This window comes from Parvibaculum sp. (assembly GCF_002684405.1).
Lineage (GTDB): Bacteria > Pseudomonadota > Alphaproteobacteria > Parvibaculales > Parvibaculaceae > Parvibaculum.
The window spans coordinates 21,031-44,834 of the sequence record NZ_NYVD01000080.1; the positions used below are offsets into that span (position 1 = coordinate 21,031).

General features: G+C 59.1%; 19 protein-coding genes and 1 pseudogene. 7 read left to right on the forward strand and 13 right to left on the reverse strand.

Annotated features, from left to right (window positions below):
- Positions 1–10 precede the first annotated feature (10 nt).
- Positions 11–385: a response regulator gene (locus CMI59_RS06950; protein ID WP_293326521.1), complete on the forward strand. Its 375-nt coding sequence runs from the start codon at positions 11–13 to the stop codon at positions 383–385.
- A 46-nt stretch (positions 386–431) separates the two neighbouring features.
- On the opposite strand, the gene CMI59_RS06955 is transcribed toward CMI59_RS06950, so the two are convergent.
- Positions 432–938: a transposase gene (locus tag CMI59_RS06955; protein WP_293326524.1), complete on the reverse strand. Its 507-nt coding sequence runs from the start codon at positions 936–938 to the stop codon at positions 432–434.
- Between the two features lie 486 nt (positions 939–1,424).
- Between CMI59_RS06955 and CMI59_RS06960 the strand changes: the two genes are divergently transcribed.
- The 3 genes from CMI59_RS06960 to CMI59_RS06970 all read left to right on the forward strand — a co-directional run bounded on the left by CMI59_RS06960 (position 1,425) and on the right by CMI59_RS06970 (position 5,630).
- Complete coding sequence (locus CMI59_RS06960) at positions 1,425–2,204, forward strand: potassium channel family protein (RefSeq protein WP_293326527.1); 780 nt, start codon at positions 1,425–1,427, stop codon at positions 2,202–2,204.
- Positions 2,205–2,243: 39 nt separating this feature from the next.
- Positions 2,244–4,106 carry a sodium:proton antiporter gene (locus CMI59_RS06965; RefSeq protein ID WP_293326530.1) on the forward strand — a complete coding sequence of 621 codons (1,863 nt, stop codon included), beginning with the start codon at positions 2,244–2,246 and terminating at the stop codon, positions 4,104–4,106.
- A gap of 165 nt (positions 4,107–4,271) precedes the next feature.
- Complete coding sequence (locus tag CMI59_RS06970) at positions 4,272–5,630, forward strand: DUF6600 domain-containing protein (protein WP_293326533.1); 1,359 nt, start codon at positions 4,272–4,274, stop codon at positions 5,628–5,630.
- On the opposite strand, the gene CMI59_RS06975 is transcribed toward CMI59_RS06970, so the two are convergent.
- The 4 genes from CMI59_RS06975 to CMI59_RS06990 all read right to left on the reverse strand — a co-directional run bounded on the left by CMI59_RS06975 (position 5,631) and on the right by CMI59_RS06990 (position 10,546).
- Positions 5,631–7,226 carry an MBL fold metallo-hydrolase gene (locus CMI59_RS06975; RefSeq protein ID WP_293326536.1) on the reverse strand — a complete coding sequence of 532 codons (1,596 nt, stop codon included), beginning with the start codon at positions 7,224–7,226 and terminating at the stop codon, positions 5,631–5,633.
- An 18-nt stretch (positions 7,227–7,244) separates the two neighbouring features.
- Positions 7,245–8,135, reverse strand: coding sequence for a ribose-phosphate diphosphokinase (locus CMI59_RS06980; protein ID WP_293326539.1), 891 nt, complete (start codon positions 8,133–8,135; stop codon positions 7,245–7,247).
- The gene (locus CMI59_RS06985) at positions 8,132–9,652 is read right to left on the reverse strand and encodes a thymidine phosphorylase family protein (protein WP_293326542.1); all 1,521 of its coding nucleotides are present in this window, start codon (positions 9,650–9,652) and stop codon (positions 8,132–8,134) included. The genes CMI59_RS06980 and CMI59_RS06985 overlap by 4 nt, the downstream gene beginning before the upstream one ends.
- A gap of 87 nt (positions 9,653–9,739) precedes the next feature.
- Positions 9,740–10,546, reverse strand: coding sequence for an enoyl-CoA hydratase/isomerase family protein (locus tag CMI59_RS06990; RefSeq protein ID WP_293326545.1), 807 nt, complete (start codon positions 10,544–10,546; stop codon positions 9,740–9,742).
- A 451-nt stretch (positions 10,547–10,997) separates the two neighbouring features.
- Between CMI59_RS06990 and CMI59_RS06995 the strand changes: the two genes are divergently transcribed.
- A complete protein-coding gene (locus CMI59_RS06995; RefSeq protein WP_293326548.1) occupies positions 10,998–12,239 on the forward strand; it encodes a Glu/Leu/Phe/Val dehydrogenase dimerization domain-containing protein in 1,242 nt (413 codons plus the stop codon).
- Positions 12,240–12,332: 93 nt separating this feature from the next.
- Positions 12,333–13,136: an undecaprenyl-diphosphate phosphatase gene (locus tag CMI59_RS07000; protein WP_293326551.1), complete on the forward strand. Its 804-nt coding sequence runs from the start codon at positions 12,333–12,335 to the stop codon at positions 13,134–13,136.
- Between the two features lie 3 nt (positions 13,137–13,139).
- On the opposite strand, the gene pstB is transcribed toward CMI59_RS07000, so the two are convergent.
- The 5 genes from pstB to CMI59_RS07025 all read right to left on the reverse strand — a co-directional run bounded on the left by pstB (position 13,140) and on the right by CMI59_RS07025 (position 17,487).
- On the reverse strand, positions 13,140–13,904 hold the full coding sequence (gene pstB / locus CMI59_RS07005) for a phosphate ABC transporter ATP-binding protein PstB (RefSeq protein WP_293326568.1): 765 nt from the start codon (positions 13,902–13,904) through the stop codon (positions 13,140–13,142).
- Between the two features lie 68 nt (positions 13,905–13,972).
- Complete coding sequence (pstA, locus tag CMI59_RS07010) at positions 13,973–14,776, reverse strand: phosphate ABC transporter permease PstA (protein ID WP_293326571.1); 804 nt, start codon at positions 14,774–14,776, stop codon at positions 13,973–13,975.
- Positions 14,777–14,814: 38 nt separating this feature from the next.
- Entirely contained in the window at positions 14,815–15,750 is a 936-nt protein-coding gene (gene pstC / locus CMI59_RS07015; protein ID WP_293326573.1) for a phosphate ABC transporter permease subunit PstC, read from the reverse strand.
- 141 nt (positions 15,751–15,891) lie between these two features.
- Entirely contained in the window at positions 15,892–16,938 is a 1,047-nt protein-coding gene (gene pstS, locus CMI59_RS07020; RefSeq protein ID WP_293326554.1) for a phosphate ABC transporter substrate-binding protein PstS, read from the reverse strand.
- Positions 16,939–17,082: 144 nt separating this feature from the next.
- Entirely contained in the window at positions 17,083–17,487 is a 405-nt protein-coding gene (locus tag CMI59_RS07025; protein ID WP_293326557.1) for a hypothetical protein, read from the reverse strand.
- 331 nt (positions 17,488–17,818) lie between these two features.
- Between CMI59_RS07025 and CMI59_RS07030 the strand changes: the two genes are divergently transcribed.
- Positions 17,819–19,327 carry a HAMP domain-containing sensor histidine kinase gene (locus tag CMI59_RS07030; RefSeq protein ID WP_293326560.1) on the forward strand — a complete coding sequence of 503 codons (1,509 nt, stop codon included), beginning with the start codon at positions 17,819–17,821 and terminating at the stop codon, positions 19,325–19,327.
- On the opposite strand, the gene CMI59_RS07035 is transcribed toward CMI59_RS07030, so the two are convergent.
- From CMI59_RS07035 to CMI59_RS07045, 3 genes and pseudogenes are all read right to left on the reverse strand, one after another.
- Positions 19,301–20,785 (reverse strand): class I SAM-dependent methyltransferase, encoded by a 1,485-nt coding sequence (locus CMI59_RS07035; protein WP_293326563.1) that lies wholly within the window; start codon positions 20,783–20,785, stop codon positions 19,301–19,303. The genes CMI59_RS07030 and CMI59_RS07035 overlap by 27 nt on opposite strands.
- 192 nt (positions 20,786–20,977) lie before the next feature.
- Positions 20,978–23,281, reverse strand: a complete 2,304-nt coding sequence (locus CMI59_RS07040; protein ID WP_293326565.1) for an MMPL family transporter — start codon at positions 23,279–23,281, stop codon at positions 20,978–20,980.
- 106 nt (positions 23,282–23,387) lie between these two features.
- Positions 23,388–23,804, reverse strand: a pseudogene (locus tag CMI59_RS07045) (CDP-diacylglycerol--serine O-phosphatidyltransferase); the annotation flags it as partial.

Here is a 23,804-nt window from a genome sequence, read left to right on the forward strand (position 1 = left end):
ATGACGAACAATGCAGTCTCCCATTCTCATCGCGGATGACGATCCTGAGCAGCTTCAGGAGATCAGCGAATTCCTCGCGCGGCGCGGTTTCGATACCCTCACCGCGGGCGATGGCCATGAAGCTGTGGAGATGATCGTGCGGGAGCAGCCGCGCGTGCTGATCCTCGATGTGAATATGCCGGGATGGGATGGTGTGCGCGTGGCGCAGGCTGCGCGCGGGCTCGACCACCGGATCATCGTCATCCTGATGACGGGCGACAATGATGCGCATTTCCGCGCGAGCCTGGCCGATTGCGGGGCGGTGGAAGTATTCCACAAACCCGTCCAGATCCAGCATCTCGTGAAATTTCTGGAAGACTCGCTGGGTCAGCGCGCCTGCGCATAGCCACGCAGACGCGCTTCGATTTCATTCAATCCGCAGGACCGAAAGTTCAGCTCTCCGCGCCACGGCGAAGAATCGAATAGAGCTGATCATAGAGACGACGAGCCATATCGGGCTGTTCGTTCTCCATCGCGTCGAGACGCTCCAGCATGCTGCGCGCCGTAAGATATGCGACGGAGAGTTTGCGGCTGACCTGTGAATTGCTCAGCTGCTGGCCGCGAATACGCGTCAGATAATACAGCCGCACCCAGGCCGACACCGGCAGACGCGAACGGTGAAGCTGCGTTCCCGACGTCACGCTGTACTGGCTCGCCCGGCAAGCCTTGCACGTCCAAAGCCCCGGCCGGGTGGTCAGGCGGGACGCCGCCTGCTCCGCACCGCAATTCGGACAAACCGGCCCGCCTGGCCAACGGGCTGCTTCAAGGATCGCGCGGCAATCCTCCTCCGACTCGAGAATATCGCCAATCGTACGATGGCGTTCCGTGTACCCATTGCCCGTCATGCCAGTGGAGTTCGGCTGGTGGGGCACCTGAAAAGGCATGTAATCACTCTGCATTCGTCATCCGTCCCGGTTTGGCGAATTCAGGTCCCGGGGCCGTCACGCAACGGGTGAGAGATCGCTGCGATAACGGACCCCGGGCACAAGCTGTCTCAAATTCCTTGACCGGGGACCGTTCCCGCTTGCCGGATGCATCCGACGAACCGCGCTTGGTGAGTGGGGGGCTCTACTGGTTCGCCTCACCGGCCGGCAACAGGTGGTCCTGATCCGGTTTTGATGTGACAGCTTGTTCGAATTCCTTTCGACCTAAAGGTTCTCTATCCGCGATTGAGTTTGTTCACGGAACATGGACAGGTCATTGGGAATTCCGTCGAGTTATGTGACCTGCGTTGAGGCGGTCGACACACACGAATTCGTACAGTCTGCCCGGAAACCGCCATATAGGTTTCCGCCGAAAAACAGCCCGGGAAGCGCCTATCTACGCCCTGCGTGAGTTGTTGTAGGATGCGATTCCAAAGGATTCAGACGAGGTCGCCTCACGGCATGCTCAAAACAAGTCACACACTCAAGGCGCGGCTCGAAACGCTCTATCTCGGGAATAGCCGGCAAGCCGTCGCCTTTCGCTATGCCCTGCTTGCGTTCGACGTGGTGACAATCGGCTTTTTCGTCGTCTCTTCCTTCATGGAATACAACACATGGATGATCGCGGCGGACCTTCTGATCGGCGCGGTGCTGGCGGTCGACTTCGCCGCGCGCCTGGTCGTTGCACGCAACAAATGGCAATACCTAGTCGAGCTGGAAACGCTGGCCGACATCATCGTGATCTTCAGCCTTCTCAGTGTTGCCATCGCCGGGAATTTCGCATTTCTCCGCGTATTGCGCGCGCTAAGGCTTCTGCGCTCCTATCACGTCTTGTCGGAGGTGAGGCAGCGCTATGCCGTGTTCGTACGCCACGAAGCCGTCATTCAGGCCATCGTCAATCTTCTGGTCTTCATCTTCGTCGTGACGGCTGTGGTCTATGTCATCCAGAAACCCATCAACCCGGCCATCGGCAACTATATCGACGCGCTCTATTTCACCGTGACGACACTGACGACCACCGGGTTCGGCGATATCACCCTGACAGGAACGTCGGGACGCCTGCTTGCCGTCATCATCATGGTTTTCGGCGTGGCCCTGTTCTTGCGGCTCGCACAAACCATATTCCGCCCTCAGAAGGTTAAATACACCTGTCCGGATTGCGGACTGAACCGCCACGACCCGGACGCCGTTCATTGTAAACATTGCGGCCGCGTTATCATGATCGAGACCGAAGGCGAGTAATCGCCGCCGCCCCTCTTTCGACACTGCCAGAAAGCATTCATGCCCGACAATCTCGACACCGGCCTTGTCATCGCCCTCATCGTCGCCATCGGCATCGCCGCCCAGTGGTTTTCCTGGTGGGTGAAACAACCGGCCATCCTCGTGCTCCTTCTGGCAGGCTTGCTGGCCGGGCCGGTACTCGGTCTTTTCGATCCCGATGCGCTTTTCGGCGATCTCCTCTTTCCCGCCGTTTCGCTGGGTGTTGCCGTCATCCTTTTCGAGGGGAGCCTGACACTCAAATTCAGGGAGATCCGGGGACATGGTCAGGTCGTTACACGGCTTGTCACGGTCGGCGCCCTTGTGTCGATGCTGCTGATTGCACTGGCCGCCTGGGCGCTCGGCATTTTCTCCTGGAAGGTCGCACTTCTTTTCGGCGCGCTCGCCTCCGTTACCGGACCGACCGTTATCGTTCCTATCCTCCGGACCGTTCGGCCCACCAGATCGCTCGCCAATATTCTGCGCTGGGAGGGCATCCTGATCGACCCGCTCGGTGCGCTGGCCGCGGTGGTCATCTTCCAGCTCGTTGCGCTCGGGACCAGACAGGTGGAGGACCTGTTGCTCGCGGTAGAGATTTTCGGTGCCGGAATCGGACTCGGTATGGCCGCCGCCTTCGGCCTTTCCTTCATCATGCGGCGCCATGTCCTGCCGGACTATCTGCACAATGTGACGACCCTGGCTGTGGTGCTGCTGACCTTTTCCCTCGCCAACGCGCTGGCCCACGAGTCCGGACTGCTGGCCGTCACCGTGATGGGGGTTATCCTCGCCAATACGAAAGACGTAAATACGGACGATATTCTCGACTTCAAGGAAAGCCTGACCGTCCTGCTTACATCGGTTCTGTTCATCGTGCTGGCGGCGCGCGTTCCGGCTTCGGCCTTCGAGATGAACTGGACCATCACCGGTGCCCTTCTCGGCTTCATCATCTTCGTTGCGCGTCCGGTGGCCGTGATGATTTCAACGATTGGAAGCGATCTGCCCTGGCCGGAACGGATCGTACTGTCATGGATCGCACCGCGCGGCATCGTGGCCGCCGCCGTGTCGGCCCTCTTCGCTATCGAACTGGAACGAGCCGGGGTCGAGGGGGCCGACATCCTTGTTCCCGTCACCTTCGCAGTGATCGTCGTCACCGTTTTCGTGCAGGGTCTGACGGCCCGGCCCTTCGCCCGGTTGATGAAGGTCGCGGATCCGGAAGCCCGTGGCGTGTTGATCCTCGGCGGCAATCCGCTGGCCCAGGCTGTCGCCCTCAGCCTGAAGAAGCTCGACATCGATGTCATTCTTTCCGACACCTCATGGGATCAGATCAGGAAGGCCCGTATGGCCGGGCTTCGCACCTATTTCGGTACCGTCGTATCCGACGATGCCGACCGGCGTCTCGACCTCGTCGGCATTGGCGAGTTGCTTGCGCTGTCCCACCGGGCACCGCTCAACGCGCTGGCCTGCATGCGCTATGCAGGCGAATTCGGATCCGGCAACGTGTTCAATATTCGTCTGGCCGACCAGGCTGAAAGCGCCACCACGCCCGCGGGACGCGTTCTCTTCAAGGATGACGTGACGCTCGAAAGACTGGAGGGGCTGATCGTCAAGGAAGGCTTCGAAATACGGCACACAAAACTGACGGAGGAGTTCGGCTTCCAGCAAATGCTGGACTCTCAATCAGAAGACAGTGTGCTGCTCTATGGCGTCTCGAATGAAGGTGTCGTCTATCCCTTCGCCGAAGACCGGACCTTCCGCGCGACTGCCGGATGGCGCATCGCCTATCTGGGACATCCCGATCATTCGACCAGGGAAGACACGGAAAAGTCTGCCGCCGAGCGGGCGCGTGCGCATCTCTGCGAGGAACTCCCCAAGCCTCTTCCGGATTGAGCACCAATGGCCCGAGACGACGGACCGCATCTTCATGGTTAATTTTACGTTAATTTGCCGTTTTGCCGACACGCTTTCAGGGATATAAGGGTCACAGGGGTACGTCATTCGACGCGAAAGCGGCGGTTCGCCGGGTATGACCGGTAGAACAAACTGAGGCGTGAAATGACGAGACTTCCATTTCTGTTTTTTGCGGTCCTTCTGACAGGCCTGACCATGGCTGCCGCCCCTTCCGAAGCGCGGCCTGCCTATCCGGATTCCTACGCGGACGCCGCATATTTCCATGACGAACTTTCTCCCTACGGCCGCTGGCACGAGCTGGGTGCCTATGGCCGTGTCTGGCAGCCCCGCAACATGCATAGCGGATGGCGACCCTATACGCGCGGGCGATGGGTCTGGGACGACGACTACGGATGGACATGGACGTCTGATTTCAACTGGGGTTGGGCCGCCTTCCACTACGGCCGTTGGATATACGATTCCCATTATGGCTGGCTCTGGGTGCCGGGCCGGGTCTGGTCTCCGGCATGGGTCACCTGGCGGTTCAGCAACGGCTATGTCGGTTGGTCGCCCATCGGCATTTTCATCAACTGGTCGAGCTGGGATCCCGGTTGGGACTATCCCGGATGGAACTATGTCTACCGGGACGATTTCGTCCGTAACGACGTCTATATTCACGTCATCGTACGGAACAACTATCGAAACTATTATCACCAAACGAAATGGCACCGGCACAAGCTGCGTCAGGGCCGGATCGTCAACCGTCCCTTCAACCGCCAATGGTACGTGTCGCGCAGTCGCCGCGATCCGGTTCGCGTCCGGGTTCAGCGCGACGCAGATTTGCGGAACCGAAGCCATCAATTCGACGGTAACCGCCTGCGGATAAGAGATTTCCGGGCAGACCGGCGCCCCTCCGCACAAAGGCCCCCGCGAGAAGAACGCAACCTCATGCGCCCACAGGACAGGAATGAACAACGCCGGATCGAGCAACAGCGCCAGAGGCAGCGCGACGAGCAATCGATGCGACAGCGCCAACTACAGCAGCAGCGCGAACAGCAACAGCGTGACCGCCAATTGCAGCAGCAAAGGCAGCGCCAACAGGATGCCGAGCGTGAACGTGCCCGTCAGCAGCAGCTCGACCGGCAACGCCAGCTCCAGCAGCAGCAACAAAAGCGTGACCGTCAATTACAACAGCAAAGGCAGCGTCAGCAGGATGTCGAGCGTGAACGAGCCCGTCAGCAGCGGCTCGACCGTCAACGCCAGCTTCAGCAACAACAACGCGACCGCCAGTTACAGCAGCAAGACGCAGACCGCATGCGTGCCCGCCAGCAGGAGGTGGACAGGCAACGCCAGCAACGTCTCCAGCAGCAACGCCAACGCGATGCCGAACAACGCCAAAGGCAGATGGAACGGCAGCGGCAGATGCGCGAGCAGAGGGAACGCCAGGGCGCGGCCAGTCAGCGCTTCCGCGACACGCGCAATCCGGACCGGCGTGACGAGCGCCGTCGTCCCGACAACAGGTAGCTAGCCTTCCTTCAAGGCCCTTCTCAGGCGGCGGATGATCACTTTTCGCGCCCGATCGTCCGCCGCCTGATCCAACTGGTCGGCGACATCCAGCCAGAGTTCCGACATTTCATTGTGCCAGTCGGGCTTGCCGACATCCTCCGGTTCCAGACGCCGCGGCACCGGCCGCGTCCGGGGGCCCGGCGCTTCCGTGGTCAGATCGTACATATCGTCAAGCATCGGCTCGACGATACGCTCGCCGTCCAACCCCAATTCGGACAGGCGTTCATGCAGGCCGTTTATGGATTCTTCCTCGCCATGCGTCAGGAAGATACCTCGCTTGATCGGCGCCCTTTCCTCCACCCAGCGCGCCAGCGCCGAGCCATCCGCATGACCGGAATAGACGTCGAGCTGTCGGATGCTCGCGCGCACTTTCACCTCTTCGCCCTGGATGCGTACAGCCTTCACCCCGTCGAGCAGAATCTGCCCCAATGTGCCGCGCGCCTGGTAGCCGATGATGAGAACCGTCGAGTTTCGCCGCCAGAGATGATTTTTCAGGTGATGGCGAATGCGCCCTGCATCGCACATGCCGCTGGCAGCCACGACAATATGGCTTCCCTTGAAGCGTTCGATCCCCATGCTCTCCTGCACGGTCTCCGTCGTGCGCAGGATCTCGGAATTCATGTACTTCCTGAAGGCGTGTCCGTCTTCCAGTTCGTCAGCATGATCGACGAAAACCTTCGTCGCCCGGATGGCAAGCGGCGAGTCGAGAAATATCGGGACATGCGGCACCTTCCCGCTACTGATGAGTTCGAACAGATCCGCGAGGAATTCCTGCGTCCGTTCCACCGCGAAGGCCGGCACGACCAGAACACCATCATCCGACAAGGCATCGTTGACTTCCTTGGCGAGCATTTCGCGCCGGTCATGCAATGAGACATCAGGCCGGTCCCGATTGCCGTAGGTCGACTCGCAAATGAGGAAGTCGAGATTCTCCGGCGCTTCCGGTTCGGTGTAGAAACTTTTTACCTCCGGCCCGATATCGCCGGAAAACAGCATACGCAGCTGGCGCATTTCTTCATTGCCGGTGGCGATTTCCACCTCGATGGAAGCCGAGCCCAGAATATGCCCCGCATTCCAGAAGCGGGCACGAATGCCGGCGCAAGGGCTCACCCAGTCATCGTAGGAGACCGGGCTGAAACTTTTCATCGCCTCTTCGGCATCCTCCACGGTGTACATCGGCGTGACAGGCGGCCGCCCACGATGGGCATTGCGCCGATTGAGCTGCTGGACCTCGAATTCCTGGATATGTCCGGAGTCGGGCAGCATGCACGACAAAAGATCGATGGTGCCGTGCGTCGCAAAGATGGGGCCGGAAAAGCCGTGCTTGACGAGTTTCGGGATGAGCCCCGAATGGTCGATGTGGGCATGGGTCAGCAGAACGAAATCGATGCTTTCCGGATCGAACGGAAAAGCCTCGTAGTTCAGCTGCTTTACGGTCTTTGCACCCTGGAACATGCCGCAATCGACAAGAAAGCGCGTCTCGCCGGTATCGAGCAGATAGCACGACCCCGTCACCGTTTGCGCAGCGCCATGCACGCTCATCGTGATAGTCATGCCCGATCCTTCCCGTTCCTATTCACATTCACTCCTCAGACCAGCCGCCAGAAGCGGCGCCAGCGCGATGCAACTTGCCTCATGTCGCACGCTGTCGGTGGCCCAGATTTCATCGACACCGGCCTCGCTCAGGGCGCCGCCCGTATCCTGCGTGAAGAGCGCATGGGTCACCGCCAGCGTGATATGCCCCGCACCTTTCGATATCAGCTTCTGCGCCGCCTTGATGATGGTTCCACCGCTGGAAACGATATCGTCGACCAGAAGCACCTTTCGACCAGATAAATCGTCCACCGGAAACTCGATTTCCACCCGGCGGTCAGAAAAGCGCGTCTTCTCGCCCACGAGAATGTCACCGCCAAGTCGGTCGGCCACACGCGCCACCCATTGGCGCGATTCCCGGTCGGGACCGACAACCAGAGCATCCAGGTCAAAGCCTTTCATGGCGGCATAATCGGCAATAAGCTCGGCAGCGATGAGGTTTTCCGCCTCGGCACCGGGAAACACATCCGATATTTCCGGCGTGCGGTGCAGATGCGCATCGACCGTCAGTATACGGTCGAACAACCCAGAAAGAAATTTTCCAACCGCCTGCTGGCTCACCGCCTGCCCTACCTCAAAGGCAATATCCTGCCGCATATAGCTCATATAAGGCGATACAAGGACGATACGCGCTGCGCCTGCGCGACGCAGCGCATCCGCAGCAAGCATCAAGGCGACCAACTTCTCGTTCGGCTCGAAAAGCGAGCAATAAAGAATGACCGCCGGAGGGGCGCTTTCCGGTCCGGTCACCAGTATCTCGCCGTCCGGATATCGATGAAGGTCAAATGGCCGATGCTCCAGATCCAGTTCGTTCGCCAGCCTTTGCGGCGCATCGCCATCCCAGGGAAATGATAGAATCAAGGGTTTCATGGCGCCGTGTGCGCTTTCTGTTCGAAGGGATGGGAGCCAACGGCAAAGCCGTTATCTTCTTCCGCAGCTGCCACGGCGAGATCGAAATGGGCACTCCCCGCCGAATAGATCCGGAACAGCGGGTCGCCCTTGCGAACTTCGTCTCCCACGCGTTTCAAAATGTCGAGGCCCGCGCCCCGGTCGAGCGGCGCGCCGGAGATGCGCGCCAGCTGCGCAATTCTCAAACAATCGATCGATGCGACAAAACCATCCGCTTCCGCGCAAATGTCGACCTGCTTCGGTCCCGGCTCGGGCGGATTGTCGTTTCGACCTTGAGTCTCGATGATCTCTTCCATCACCTTCAGCGCGGCACCACTCTCCAGCAATTCGCGAGCCCGTTCTTCGCCCGTGCCGCCGCGCAGGTCCGGATCGAAATCCAGAATACGGCCAGACAACATGACCGACTTATCCCGAAGGTCCTCAGGCGCCCCTGCTTCGTTCCTCAGCACCGCCATCACGTCACGCGCTTCCAGAACAGGGCCAACGCCTCTGCCAATAGGCTGACTGCCATCCGTGATCACGACATCGATGACGAGACCGACCTGGTCGCCGACATATTCGAAGAGTTTGCGCAGCCTCATCGCTTCATTCGCATCACGCACTTTCGCACTCGGCCCGATGGGGATGTCGATCACAAGATGGGTGGATCCCGCGGCAATCTTCTTGGAAAGGATCGACGCGACCATCTGTTCGCGCGTGTCGAGATTGAGAGGCCGTTCCACGCTAATGAGAATATCGTCGGCGGGCGACAGATTTACGTGGCCACCCCAGACGAGACAGCCATTGGTCTTTCCCACCACTTCACGCATTTCCGACATGGAGAGATCGACTGTGGCGAGTATCTCCATCGTATCCGCCGTTCCCGCCGGCGATGTGATCGCGCGGGACGATGTCTTGGGAATGGTCAGGCCATGGGCCGCCACGATGGGAACGACGATCATGGACGTCCGGTTGCCGGGAATACCGCCTATGCAATGCTTGTCCACGACCATGGGGGCCGGCCAGTCGAGCGTCGTGCCCGCCCCGGCCATGGCTCGCGTCATATCGAGGAGTTCCTGCGTGCTCATGAACCCCGCACAGCCGACGAGGAAAGCGGCGATCTCCATATCGGAGTAGCGATAGCCGACAATGTCGTGGATCACTTCCTCGATCTGGTGCCCCGTCAATGTCTGCCCATCGATCTTTTCACGAACATAGTTCAGGGAATGCGGGCTGGGCGCAGGTGCGATGTTCACGACCGTGCCTTCCGGTAGCCCCAGACGACTGAAGGCCGGCTCAGCCAACCCCAGTTCATCTGCCTTCACCATGTCGCCATCATGGCAGACATCGAGCGTCGCGATGATGGACCGGTTCCCGTCGATCACCTGCAAACGCTTGAATGCCTGAAAGGCTTCAGGACGAAGCGCCACGCAGTCATGCGCCAGAACAGCCACGTTCTCGCGCAGCGTATCGAGAGGAACCTTGCGGATCTTGAGCATGGTTTTGTCTTCGTTCTTATCGCTCTACGTCGGAGGATATCAGAAATCCGGGCGCTGCGCGGCGCGTCCTATCGTCTCCCGCTACCGCTAGCGTCCGGTAAACTTGGGACTGCGCTTTTCGAGAAAGGCGGACACGGCCTCCCGGTGATCTTCGCTCGTCGAGGCCAGAGCGAACTGGTCGGCATCCATGAAAGTGGTCGCTGCGTTGAGCGCGGTGGCCGCCGCTGTGATGCCGCGCTTTGCCATACGCACCGCGACCGGCGGTAGCGCAGCCGCTTTCTCCGCCCATTTCCGTGCCGTGGAAAAGGCCTCCCCATCATCGGCCAGGTCATCGGCGAGGCCCCAATCCAGCGCCTGCTCCGCGGAAACCTTTTCGCCGAAAATAGTGAGCTGCTTGGCGCGCGAAGGGCCGACCAGATTGACCAGGCGAGGCTGGGTGTGCCAGCTCATATTCATACCGAGCGGTATTTCGGGCAGCCGGAAATGAGCGCCCCGCCCTGCAATGCGAAAATCGCAGGCCGTTGCCAACGCGACACCGCCGCCAATGCAGAACCCCTCTATGGCGGCCACCGTCACCTGGTCGATCGCCTCCCAGGCATCGCACATATCAGGTCCCGCACGGAGCATTTCCCGCCGTTCCAGCAGGCCCGCCTCCTGCCGCTCGCGGACCGCCGGGTCGGCAAGGTCGGCCCCCGCCGTGAAGACCTTCGGCCCGTGCAGTACCACCGCACTTGTCACCGTATCCTGCCGAAGCGCCCGGGCCGCGGCCGTGAGTTCATGCAGAAGCTGGACAGAGAGAGCGTTTATGCGGTCGCCCCTGTCGAAAGTGACGATTGCGAGTCTGCCCTCGCGCTCGATATTGACGAATTCGCCTATCCGCTGCGTTTCGCTCATCCCCTCGCCTTTCATTATCCGCTCTTCTTGATTCACGGAGAATGATGACGGCTGGAGGCATATTCGCCAAGGCCTGCCAATGAGATAGAGCACCTACCGGCGGGACGGAAACAGAACGGGCGACGGACCGAAAACAGGGTCCGCCGCCCGCCCCTTGCCGAATGTCCGAACTCAACCTGAAGTACAATGTGTCCGGCGCCCGGCAGTTGCGGCAGAGGCGCGGGGGTTTTCCCCTACCGCAAAGCCAGACTGGCGGTTTGCTGCTGAACGGAGCCGGAAGGACGCATTCACCCTCTATTCAAACTTTCAGGTTTCGATCGCACGACGCCGTGTCGCGCTCTTTCCGCTGTTGCCCTGCCCGCCAAATTCCATTCCAATCCGGCAAACAGAAATCGATAGCGGCGACGGCCCGGTTGGCCGGCAAAAACCGCACAGAGGAAACGGAACGAAAATGCCCAGCAAGACCAAGGCCCTAAGCACTTTCACAGAGGCTTTGGCTGCCGCGAGCGAACGACTCGGCTATAGCGACAGCATCCACAAGCTACTGACGCTCTCTGCCAGAGAGATCAAGGTCGCGATACCGATCGTTCGCGACAATGGAGAGCTTGCCGTTTTTTCGGGCTATCGCGTGCAACATCACAATGCCCGCGGACCTTATAAGGGGGGCCTCCGCTACCACCCGGAGGTGAACCTGGGGGAAGTGCGCGATCTTGCCTCCCTCATGACCCTCAAAACGGCCCTGATGGACATTCCGCTGGGCGGCGCGAAAGGCGGCATCGACTGCGACCCGCATAGCCTGACGAGCCGCGAACTCGAAATGCTGACCCGCAAATTCGTCAAGCGGATGCACAGGCATATCGGGCCCGAGATGGACATCATGGCACCGGATATCGGCACGGATGCCAGCATTATGGGCTGGATCCACTCCGAATATTCCGCAATTTACGGCCATTCTCCTGCCGTGGTGACAGGCAAGCCCATCAATCTGGGCGGCTCGCAAGGACGAGAGAAAGCGACCGGATATGGCGTCTCCATCGTGGTGGACGCGGTCGCGCGCACGCGGGGCGGGCCCCTTTCAGGCGCCTCCGCTGTCATTCAGGGCTTCGGCAATGTGGGTATGCATGCTGCCTTCTGCCTGCGCGATCTCGGCGTCAAGGTCATCGCGGTTTCGGATTCCCGCACCGCTGTCTATGGGAAAGACGGCCTCGACCTCGACGGATTGGTCAAACACAAGCAGGAGCGCGGGACCCTCGAAGATGTGGATGGGCACCAAAACATTTCCCATGAGGAGTTGCTGGCGCTCGAATGCGACTATCTCATTCCGGCAGCCCTTGGCGGTGCGATTACCCGCAAGAACGTGGATACGCTCAATTGCCGCCATCTGGTGGAAGCCGCCAATGCACCGGTGACGCCGGAAGCAGAGGAAATCCTTTTGAAGCGGAATGTCGAAATCGTTCCCGATATTCTCGCCAATGCTGGCGGTGTCGTTGTGAGCTATTTCGAATGGGTTCAGAATCTCCAGCGCCGGGCCTGGCCGCTCTTCAAGGTGGACAAGGAATTGAACCGTATCCTGCACAACGCCGCGCATGACGTCATGTCCCGTTCGCATGATGAGGGCATTACGCTACGTGCCGCAGCCTATGAAATCGCATCCATGAGGGTGAAGGATGCACTCGACGCCACAGGCTTCTAACCGGTAGGACCTGCTTTCCGTTTCACCGCCCGCTCCTTGTTGCTAGGCTGACCTCACCGAATTCCTGGCAGCCCTCCCATCCGAGTAACCTTCATGTTCGACCATACTTTCTGGCAGGCTATCATCCTTGGAATTGTGGAGGGGGTGACGGAGTTTCTACCCGTTTCCTCGACAGGCCATTTGATCGTCGCGGGCGAACTTCTCGGCTTCGACGGCTCCCTCTCCAAGGTATTCGAAGTCGTCATACAGCTCGGCGCGATCCTTGCGATCTGCGTTCTCTATTTCCGAAGGCTGTTGAACGTCCTTCTGGGGCTGACAGGCGATCCCGCGGCGCAGCGTTTCGCCATGGCGGTGATCGTCGCGTTTCTTCCCGCGGCCTTTATCGGGCTCGCGCTTCACGACTTCATCAAGCAGGTCCTGTTTTCGCCCTATGTCGTCTGCACGTCCCTGATACTCGGCGGTATCGCGATCATCCTGATCGAGCGCTACGACTATGACGGGCACATCAAATCGGTCGAAGAGCTGACCTTCAAAAAATCCCTCCAGATCGGGTTTTTCCAGTGCCTTGCAATGATCCCCGGCGTCTCGCGCTCGGGCGCGACCATTCTCGGCGCCCTGTTGATCGGCGTGGATCGCAAAACGGCAGCGGAGTTTTCTTTCTTTCTGGCCATCCCCACCATGCTCGGCGCCACGACGGTCGACCTTTGGAAGGTGCGTGACAGCCTGAGCGCCGATCAGGCGTCCATCATCGCAGTCGGATTCGTCGCCGCCTTCATTTCCGCAATCTTCGTGGTGAAGTGGCTCGTCTCCTTCATCAGCCGTCACGACTTCACCGTGTTCGGCTGGTATCGGATCGTCTTCGGCAGCCTGCTGCTGGTCTATTTCCTTACCGTCTGACGCTTACCCGAAGCGGCCCATGATGTAATCCTGGGTGCGCGGATCCGAGGGGTGGGTAAATATCTGCTCGGACGGCGCTACTTCCGCCAGTTCGCCCAGATACATGAAGGCCGTGTAATCCGCCGCGCGGGCCGCCTGCTGCATGTTGTGGGTCACGATGGCGATGCAATAGTCATCCCGAAGCTCGGCGATGAGCTGTTCGAGCTTGGCCGTCGAAATCGGGTCGAGTGCCGAAGCGGGCTCGTCCATCAGCAGGATTTCCGGCTTCACCGCCACAGCACGGGCAACGCAAAGACGTTGCTGCTGACCGCCCGAAAGCCCGGTGCCTTCCGCATTCAGCTTGTCCTTCACTTCGTCCCACAACGCTGCGCGAGAAAGCGCCCAATAGACACGTTCCTCAATTTCCGCTTTGGGCAGATTCTCGTAGAGGCGGATACCGAAGGCGACATTCTCATAGATCGACATCGGAAACGGCGTCGGCTTCTGAAAAACCATGCCCACCTTAGCGCGCAACTGCGTCAGGTCCCGCGCGGCAAGAATGTTTGTGCCGTCGATATTGACCTCTCCCTCGGCACGCTGCCCCGGATACATTTCATAAATCCGGTTGAGTGCACGCAGAAGCGTCGACTTTCCGCAACCGGACGGGCCGATAAACGCCGTCACGCGACGGTCCGGAATCGTCAGGTTGACATTTTTCAGAGCCTTGTAGTCGCCGTAGTAGAAATCGAGATTCTTGACCTCGATCTTCGTATCCATCACGCCGTCCATCTTTTCAGAAGACGTTTTCCGGGCTTCTTTGATTGTGCCGTCCATATGCTCTGCCTTGTTCATATCAATCACGCCCTGCCCTTGTTCCGCGTCGAAATGACCCTCGCGAAGATATTGAGGAGCAACACAGCCGTCGTAATCAAAAGCGCCCCGCCCCAAGCCAGGCGCTGCCAATCCTCGTAAGGGCTCATGGCGAACTGAAAGATGACAACAGGGAGATTTGCCATTGGGTCGTTGAGATTGGTGCTCCAGAACTGGTTGTTGAGCGCCGTAAAGAGAAGCGGCGCGGTTTCACCGCTGATCCGCGCTATCGCCAGCAGCACGCCTGTTAGCATGCCCGAAAAAGCAGCACGGTAACTGATCTGCGTGATGACCATCCAGCGCGGGGCACCGATCGCCGCGCCGGCCTCGCGCAGCGAGTCCGGAATCAGCGTCAGCATGTCCTCGGTTGTGCGCACGACGATGGGAAGAGCGATCACGGCGAGCGCTGCCGCGCCGGCCCAGCCGGAGAAATGCCCCATGGTGGTAACCACCACGCCGTAAATGAAAAGCCCCACAATGATGGACGGCGCACTCAACAGCACATCGTTGATGAAACGAACGATGCTCGCCACCCTTCCCTCTTTGCCGTATTCGGCAAGGTAGGTGCCCGCCATAATGCCGATCGGCGTTGCGATGAGGATCGCAATCACCGTCATCATCAGACTGCCGACGATCGCGTTGGCCAAACCGCCTTCATTGCCAGGGGCGGGGGTACTCTCGGTAAACATGGCGGGTTCGATAGCGGAGATACCATTCCACAGAAGCGCCCAGAGAATGGCGCCCAATATGAACAAGACGATACCTGTCATGGCATAGGAGACCACCGCCATCAGGAAATCCCAGCGTTGGCGCTGACGGACCCTTCTGTTCATGCCAACACCTCCCCTTCAGCCCCCTCTGCGCGGGCGCCAAGCAGCAACTTCTTACCGAGAGCCAGAACAAGGAATGTCAGCACGAAGAGGACGAGCCCTAGCGCGACGAGTGCCGATGTGTAGATATCCCCGACCGCCTCGGTGAATTCATTGGCGAGCGTCGCGGAAATTGTCGTGCCCGGCGCGAGAAGAGACAGGCTTAGGCGATGCGCATTGCCGATGACGAAGGTCACCGCCATGGTTTCGCCCAGCGCGCGGCCCAGACCGAGCATCACAGCGCCGGCCACGCCGTTGCGACAATAAGGGAGCACCACACGCCAGACCACTTCCCAGCGCGTCGCGCCGAGGCCATAGGCCGACTCTCTCAGCACCGGCGGCACGCTCGCAAACACTTCGCGCATGACGGAGGTGATGAAGGGCAGCACCATCAGGCCCAGAATAAGGCCGGCCAGCAGAACGCCAATACCGATGGGCGGACCGGAAAACAGATTGCCGAGAAGGGGAATATTGCCAAGGGTGGTCTTCAGCGCCGGTTCAACATGGTGCTGGAAAAGCGGCACTACAATGAAGAGACCCCACATGCCATAGATAATACTCGGTATCGCTGCAAGGAGTTCAATTGCTATCGCAATTGGCTGCCGGAGCCTGTGAGGACAAAGCTCGGTTAGAAAGATCGCCATGCCGAAACTGAACGGCACGCCGATCAACATGGCAATGACAGAAGTTTCAATAGTACCGATCAGCGGAACGACGGCACCATATGTGTCGGTAACCGGGTTCCAGTGCGCAGTCCACAAAAACGCAATGCCTGAATGAGCGAGAGCGGGCCAGCCGCCAACGAGGAGTACGGCGATAACGCCGCACAAAAGAGCAAAAAGAACAAGCGTGAAAAACAGAGTGGCGCCCCAGAAAATCGGGTCGCCCCAACGCATGGCAAAACGCGATTTGCGAGTGCCGACACCCTGCAAGGCCGGCGCGACGGACTCTACCATGATAAGCACTCCAGGAATGGCCGGGAGGGAGATCAGTCCCCCTCCCGGTTTCTCACAAGGACAGCAACTTACTGCGTAATATTACTGAAGAACGGGCTTGCCGCTCTCGTCCTTGATATCCATCCAACTCTTCTTCACGAGAGCGACGACATTGTCGGGCATCGGGATGTAGTCGAGATCCTTCGCCATCTTGTCGCCGTTCGCATAGGCCCAGTTGAAGAAGTTGAGCACTTCCTTGGCCTTCTGCGGATGCGCCTGCGTCGTGTGCATCAGGATGAAGGTCGCAGCCGTCATCGGCCAGCTGTCGGCACCCGGCTGGTTGGCCAGGATCAGGTAGTAACCCGCAGCGTGCTCCCAATCCGCGTTCGACGCAGCGGCCTGGAAGGATTCATACTTCGGAGCGACAACCTTACCGTCCTTGTTGACCATGTTCGTGTAGGTCAGGTGGTTCTGCAGAGCATAGGCATACTCGACGTAACCGATGGAGCCGTCCGTCTGACCGACGAGTGCGGCGACACCGGCGTTGCCCTTGCCACCGATACCGGCAGGCCACTCAACCGATGCGTCGACGCCGACCTTGGACCAGGCCGGAGAAACGTCGTTCAGGTAGTAAGTGAAGTTGAACGTCGTGCCCGAGCCGTCGGAACGGTGCACCACGGCGATGTCCTGATCCGGAAGCGACACGCCCTTGTTCAGCGCGGCGATTTCCGGGTCGTTCCATTTGGTGACCTTGCCGAGATAGATGTCGGCGAGGGTCTTGCCGTCGATCTTCATTTCGCCCGACTTGATGCCCTTCAGGTTCACGACCGGCACGATGCCGCCCATGACCATCGGGAACTGCATCAGGCCGTCCTTCTTGAGCGTGGCCGGCTTAAGCGGCTTGTCGGACGCGCCGAAGTCAACGGTCTTGGCATTGATCTGCTTGATACCGCCACCGGAGCCGATGGCCTGGTAGTTCATGCCGATATCCGTCTTGTCCTTATAGGCATCGGCCCACTTGGAATACACCGGATACGGGAAAGTGGCGCCGGCACCGGAAATGGTGTCGCCGGCATGAGCGGCCGAAACCGCGAAGAGCGCACCGGCAGCGACAGTCGCAGCGCGGGCAAAGGTTTTGAAGCTAAACATCTAGGTCTTGTTCCCTGTTAGTTGGCTTAATCGAATCAACTTGCCTGAAGGTTCGATTTGCCGATTGCTATCGGGCCTGGAGAGTCGGAAAGGGACAGACGTGCGTTCTTGCCATGCGTGGCGCATGACAGCGGATACGCTGTCTTATCTCTCCCGTCTCGGAGGGCCGTTGGCTAAGGGAACAATGAAAGCTGCCGGTTTGGGTGCGAGGGCAGCGGAACGCGGAAATACGATGGAGAGGCTCCAGCAGCCGAAAAGACTGACCGGAAGGCCGAACGCCGGCAGGATCGCCAGCTGGGCGTCACCGTCACCGGAACCAGAATCTGTATCGTCGGCGGCAATATCCTTGGCGATCGAGATATCGCTGGTCGGTTCGCCGAACGGGTTGGATTTGTGATAGTCGAGCCAGGACGACGCCCCGAGCGACGTCAGAAGCGCTGCCAGCGCGACCAGAAAGCCCGTATTACGCCAGAGCATTGCCAAGACGGCATTTCCGGAAGGACGCTGCCGGAAAAGACGGTCTCCGGCGCCAAGGCATGCGGCAATCATGGATTCTGTCCGGCTTACAAGGGCTGGCGAGAAAGAAGAGCGGCATCAGTCCGCAGGCCACCCCGCTGCGGTCGATGCGCGTTTCCTCCTGCCTAGCAGCGTCACTTGATGGTTTGATGACGGTTCGGCGGCAAAATCACCGCCCCGCAGCAACTCCGCCATACGAGCGCACAACACCGCCCCGCTACCCAGCTTTCCCCTTGCGGAATGCGGCTGAAGCCATTGGCTCATAATGAAAAAACCAAGCAAAAATCGTCACTTAACCAAGTGTTATCAGTTTCAACCTAAGCTCACTCACTAATCTGTCGGGTGTCGTCCAGCGATCGGGAATATGGCAAAAGCTCACCACCAAGCCGATTCAGGGAGCTTTCTTGACGGAGCGGGCGACGCCACTGCGCGTTCCGGCTCCGAGGATGAGTCTGGCCTGCCTTCCCGCAACCGAGACTTCTCGCTCGACCTTTTGTCCCTGCATTTCCGCGATCCGGAGATAGAGCATAAATACAGCTCGGCGAATTTTGCCGACCAGATCGGCCTCATTCGCCTCTCTATCGTCATGGGCGCAGTGATTTTCGCTCTCTACGCCCTGCTCGACCCCTTCGTCATTCCCGACATCACCTATGAAGCGTGGACTATTCGTTTCGCCGTCGCCTGCCCGCTGCTGCTGGGACTGGTGGCCATTTCGTATATTCCGGGCTTCAACCATCGCCACCAGATCGTGCTGGCGCTTGCGATGGTCGTTCCCGGTCTTGCCGTCGTCGGCATGATTGCCCTGGCTGCGCCGCCGGGATCCTTCTTCTACTATGCGGGTGTGCTGATCATTCTGAGCTACGTCAATTCGCTTTGGCGGATGCACTATTACTATTCGGCGCGTATGACCGGGCTCACATTCCTCGCCTATGAGTTCGTCGTGCTCTTCATCAATCCAATGCCGACGACCGTCTTCATCAACAACAATGCCTTCCTCATGTTTGGCATTGGCACCAGCATTTTTGTGAACTATGTGCAGGAGCATCACCTTCGCCGCAATTTTGTAGAACATGAGCGCCTTCGCATCGAGCAGACGCGCTCGGAAGTCCTGCTGGAGCGCTCCGAAGCTGCGAACCGCGCAAAGAACGACTTCCTCGCCATCATGAGCCATGAGCTCAGGACGCCGCTTAATGCGATCATCGGGTTTTCAGAGATCATCACGAACCAGATGTTCGGCCCGGTCGGCCAGCAGAAATATGCCGACTACGCGGCCGATATCCGCAGCAGCGGTACGCATCTGCTGAGCATCATCAACGACATTCTGGATATTTCAAAAGCGGAGTCCGGAAAGCTGGAACTGGCCGAAGAGCCGATCGACCCTGTGGAAACGCTCAATCGAACCATGCGCATGTTCCGCCATCGCGCGAGCGAAATAGGCGTCAACCTCAGCTTTCGCGTTCGCGATGAAATTTCCTGGCTGATCGCCGACCCGCGACTTTTCAAGCAGGTGGTGATCAATCTCACCTCGAACGCCCTGAAATTCACGCCGGAAGGCGGTACCGTAAAAGTCGAACTCGGGGTCGACAGTGCGGGCGATCTTTCGCTGACGGTGGCCGATACGGGTATCGGTATCAGCGCTTCCGATATCCGCCGCGTGTTCGAGCCCTTCGTACAGGTGGAAGGCGCCATGTCGCGCAGCCACCAGGGCACGGGCCTCGGCCTGCCTCTTGTCCGCAAGATCATGGCTCTGCATGGCGGCAGCGTCGATCTTGTCAGCACGGTCGGGGAAGGCACCGTGGTGACGGCAACCTTCCCCAGAAGCCGGTTCGTCGCGCCCGGATCCGACTCAGAGATGCGCTGGCGCGCCAGCTAGCTCCTTGTCGTCCGTCAGCGCGGCGCTGTCGGCGGGCTTGTCCACGACAAGCAGATAGACGCACATGGTTTCGTCGATGGAAATCGACACATCGGCAACGTCCAGGCCTTCGATAAGGCCCATCATGTCTTCCTCGGTGCGATAGATCAGGCTCCAGTCGGTCACGAACTCCAGCGGCCATTCGCAGGATTCGCGTCCCTTTCGAACATTGGCCAGGACCAAGCGTCCGCCGGGGGCAAGCTGCTCGTAAAGGTCCCGTGTGAGGGCTTTTGCCCGGCGCTGGGACAGATAGTCGTAAAGGCCGAGACTGTAGATCATGTCCTGCGGCTGGAGCGTCTTGAAGAGTGCGCCGGCCTTCAGAAGCTGGGCGAAGGACGCATTGAGGCACTGCACTTTCGCGCGGCCTCGATGACGCACAACCTCGGGATAGGCATGCTCATAGGCATGGCTGAGCGCCTTGTCATCCTGGTCGATCAACGTCACATTGACCGGGCGCGGCAGGTGCTCGATCGAGAGATAATCATACATCTCATAGGCGGAGCCGCAGCCCAGATTGGCGATATGCATGGGTTTGTCGCCCGCCGTCTTCGCGGTCTCGGCGACGCGCTCTCTGATAATCTCCTGCGTCATGCTGAGGCGTGTTCCCACGCAGCCGCCCGTCTCCACGCCGATACGGTGAAGCAGCATTTCGTAGAGGGTATCGCCGGCGCGCTTTCCTTTACGCTGCCACTCATAGACGTAGTTCATGATAATGAAATCGCCGGGATACCCGAACGGCTTCTCGTAGCATCGGCGCATCACCGGTCCGGGCATGAAGTCCGGCGTGAGAACGCGTTCGGCGAACCGCTTGTGCTTTGCCAGAACGCGCGGATCCGACCACACAGGCTCGAGAATATCGCTGCCCCGATACCAAAGCTCCTTCCACTGAGGAACGATCCGCTCTTCGCATTCGGCGAGGGCTTTCAGCATACGCTCTTCACGCTCACGACCGGTCGCCGTGAGATGTTCTTCAAACTCCTCGAGAAGTTCCTTGTAGGAACGGAAGAGATTGACGATCTCTGTCGAAAGTTGCTGAAACTCCGGCAGAATGCCCTCGGCGGTACCGAAATCCGGATCCGCAAGTTTCTGCGTGAGAAGCAAATCGTCATGCTCGGTGACGATCTTCTGAATATCGAGATATCCGCTCTTGAATTCCAGAGCGACGGTCGTCCGGCTGCCCTCGGGTTCGACGCGGCGAATGGTACCATTGCCTTCATAGAGGCAATCATCGCCCACTCGCAGTTCGAAAGCGGCTTCCGAACCGATCCGATCCTGCCAGCTATCCGTCGTCGGGGACTGCACGGCAATCCCCGTCATGCTGAGGTTCTTCAGATATGTCTTTTCGCGGTCCAGATAGACTTTGGGAATGACCCCGTGAAAAAGCTGATCGGGACGGAAACGTTCCGCCCGATAGAACATTTTCCGTCCTTCTGCACCCTTAAGCTGTTCATAGGTCCGCATCACTAAAACTGCCCCACTGTCAGAACCAGAAACTGACCCAATAAGGGAATCACAACCCCGGGGCAATTACAAATATTAACCTATGGTTAACCCTCTTTTTCTTCTATTCCATAATTCTGCAGACTGCGGATGAAACTGGCTTTCCGCTTATCAGCTAGGCCGTTGTTTTTTTCGCCTGTCGTCGAGCAACCGCATCAGGGGCGGCAGCATTAACCAATCGATGAAAAGATTGGAGAGGATGACGATGGCAGTCATTCCGCCAAGCGGACGATTGATCTCGAAGCCCGAGAAAACCAGCGTTCCGAATCCGAGCGCGAGCGAAGCGGTGATGACAAGCATCGCCACGCCAACGGTCGCGAACACATCATTGATGGCCTCCTCCGCGTTCAAGCCTCTCTTTCGCGCGGCCTGATACATCAGCAGGAAGTAGATCGTGTCATCCACCACGAGGCCGATGGTCATCGCGGTGACCACCGATGCGGCCAGCCCGATCGTTCCGACCAGCAACCCCCATATGCCGAAGCCGACAAGCGACGGCAGGACATTCAGAAAGATGCTCAAAACCCCGTAGCGGGGACTCCGCAGGGCAAAGCCCACGACGAAAGCAATGATCACGATAGAAATGATCGTGCTCCCGATCATCGACCGGATATTGACGCCCGACAGATTGGCAAACAGCACATTGAGGCTGATGCCCCTGGTATGCATCTCCGGCGGGGTATTTGCGTTCAACCAGTTTTCCGCAGCCGAATTCAACCCGCGGATTTCGCTGGAGGTCCCCTTTCGCAGCAAGACGGTTACCCGGCTGGCATCGCGGCCGATTGGAATGAAGTCGTTGAGCGACGTCCCATACGGCAATGACAGCTCATAGAGCAGAAAATACTGCGCGATCAGATCGGGATTGTCGGGGATTGTCTCATAGTTTCCCGGCCGGCCGGCATTCATCGCCTTGTTGATGCGCTTCGTCAAGTCGGACATCGCGAAGACGCTCACGACCTTGGGTTGGGAACGAAGCCATTCGGCGAAGGCTGCGACATGACGCTGATAGGCCGGATCGTAAACGCCGCCATCGCCCGAGGCGATTTTCGGTGCAGCGAGATCGAACTCGACGATGTTGAGGCCGGTCAGATGGTCCTCGGCGAAATCCGATGCCCGCCGATAGTCGAAGCGGCTATCGAAATTCCGCACGAAATCATCGTCCAGTCGGATATCGGCAACCCATGTTCCACACGCAATGACAACGATGCTGCAGAAAACGAACAGCGGCTTGTAGTGGGCGTTCACGAAATGACCGAGCTTGATCATCATTTTTTCGGAACGCTGCACAGCAGGCTTGAGCGGTAATAGAGAGAGCGCCGCGGGCAGCCATGTGAAAGTGAACACATAGGCGATCAGGATACCGAGCGCGACGAGATTGCCTTCCTGGCGCAGTGTAGGCGCATCGGCGAAATTCATGGCAAGGAAGCCAACCAGCGTGGTGGAGTTGGTCAGCGAGACCGCCCTGAAGTTCAGCCTCACCGCCTCGCGGATTGCCTCTATTCTGGTATCGCCCTTGCCCAACCGGCCCAAAGCCGTCGTCACGATGCGCACGGCAGCGGCCATATTGACCGTCATAATGATGATAGGCACGGCAACGGTGGCGGTATTCACGACATGCCCCGCCCATCCGGCAAGCCCCATCGTCGCCATGCTGCTGAGCCCGAGAAGCGAGAGAATGACGAGGCTCGGCGCAACCGACCTCACGAACAGCATCATGACGGCGGCCGTGACGAGGAGGCTGATCGGGATGAGGAACCGGGCGTCCGACATCGCCGCTTCGGAGAAGGTCCCCATCAACATGATGTTGCCGGTCAACTGGACCGTCATCCCCGGATGTGTCTTCTCGAAGTCCGCGGCGAGCTTGCGGCTTGCGGCGATGATTTCGCGGACTTCCTTCGACGCCTTTTTCGGCAGATTGAAGCTCACCACAAGGCCCGCCGCCTTGCCGTCGGGCCCGATCAGACGATCGCGGATCAGCGGATCGCCAAGCGCGATCTTCCTGATCTCCTTTGCTTCATCCGGTGTGACATGCGCAGGATCGGGCACCAGATCGCGCACGGCAATGCTGTCTTCGTCGGAAACGATCCGGGCGAAATTGGTCAGGGATTCAACCCGTGTCGAGTGGGGAAGTTGCCAGGCGCGATCCGTCAGATCTCCGATACCTGCCAGCACGTCCGGCTCGGTGACCTGGCGCCCATCGGCCCATACGACCATCAGAACGGTATTGTTCTGACCGTATTTGGCCTCGAACGCTTCCAGCTTGTGGATAGGTGCGCCATCGGGATTGAAATGCACCCGCGTGTCGGACGAGACCGACAGACGCAGAACACCCGCCCCTGCGAAAACGAAAAACGCAACGCACACAAGCATAACCAGCTTGGGCGCCCTCAACACCACCTTGTCGAGCAGCCACATAACAGTTCCGGTGTCCCAATTCCCCTGGCCCGCCGCGACTCAAGTTCCACCCAAGCGGCAGGCAGCGACACTCTAATGTGCTATACGCAAAAGAAAAGTCGGCATTTTACGGAACAGGAGCGTCAAATTCGGCCTGATGCGCCTGGGCTGTGCGGCGCTTGTGATGCCGGTAGCGGGCCGCGGCGACCGGAACGGACGCCAGGTAAATGACGCAGAGGCCGGCAAAGGAATACCACGGATAGCTGAGGACGACCGCCGCCGACAGGCCGATGGCCAGCAGCACCGGCAGCACCATGTCGCGACGAATACGCAAGCCCATTCGCTTGCCCGAGAATGTCGGGAGCTGGCTGACCATGAGGAAAGCTACCCCCAGCACATAAATAGCTATCAGGGGCGAAAGGCTGGAAACGCCCGGTATACCGATGAAATGGAGGTAGAGCGGCAGCATGGCGAGGCCTGCCCCCGCGGGCGCAGGAACGCCTGTGAAGTAGTTCCCTGTCCAGACCGGCTTGTCCGGGTCCTC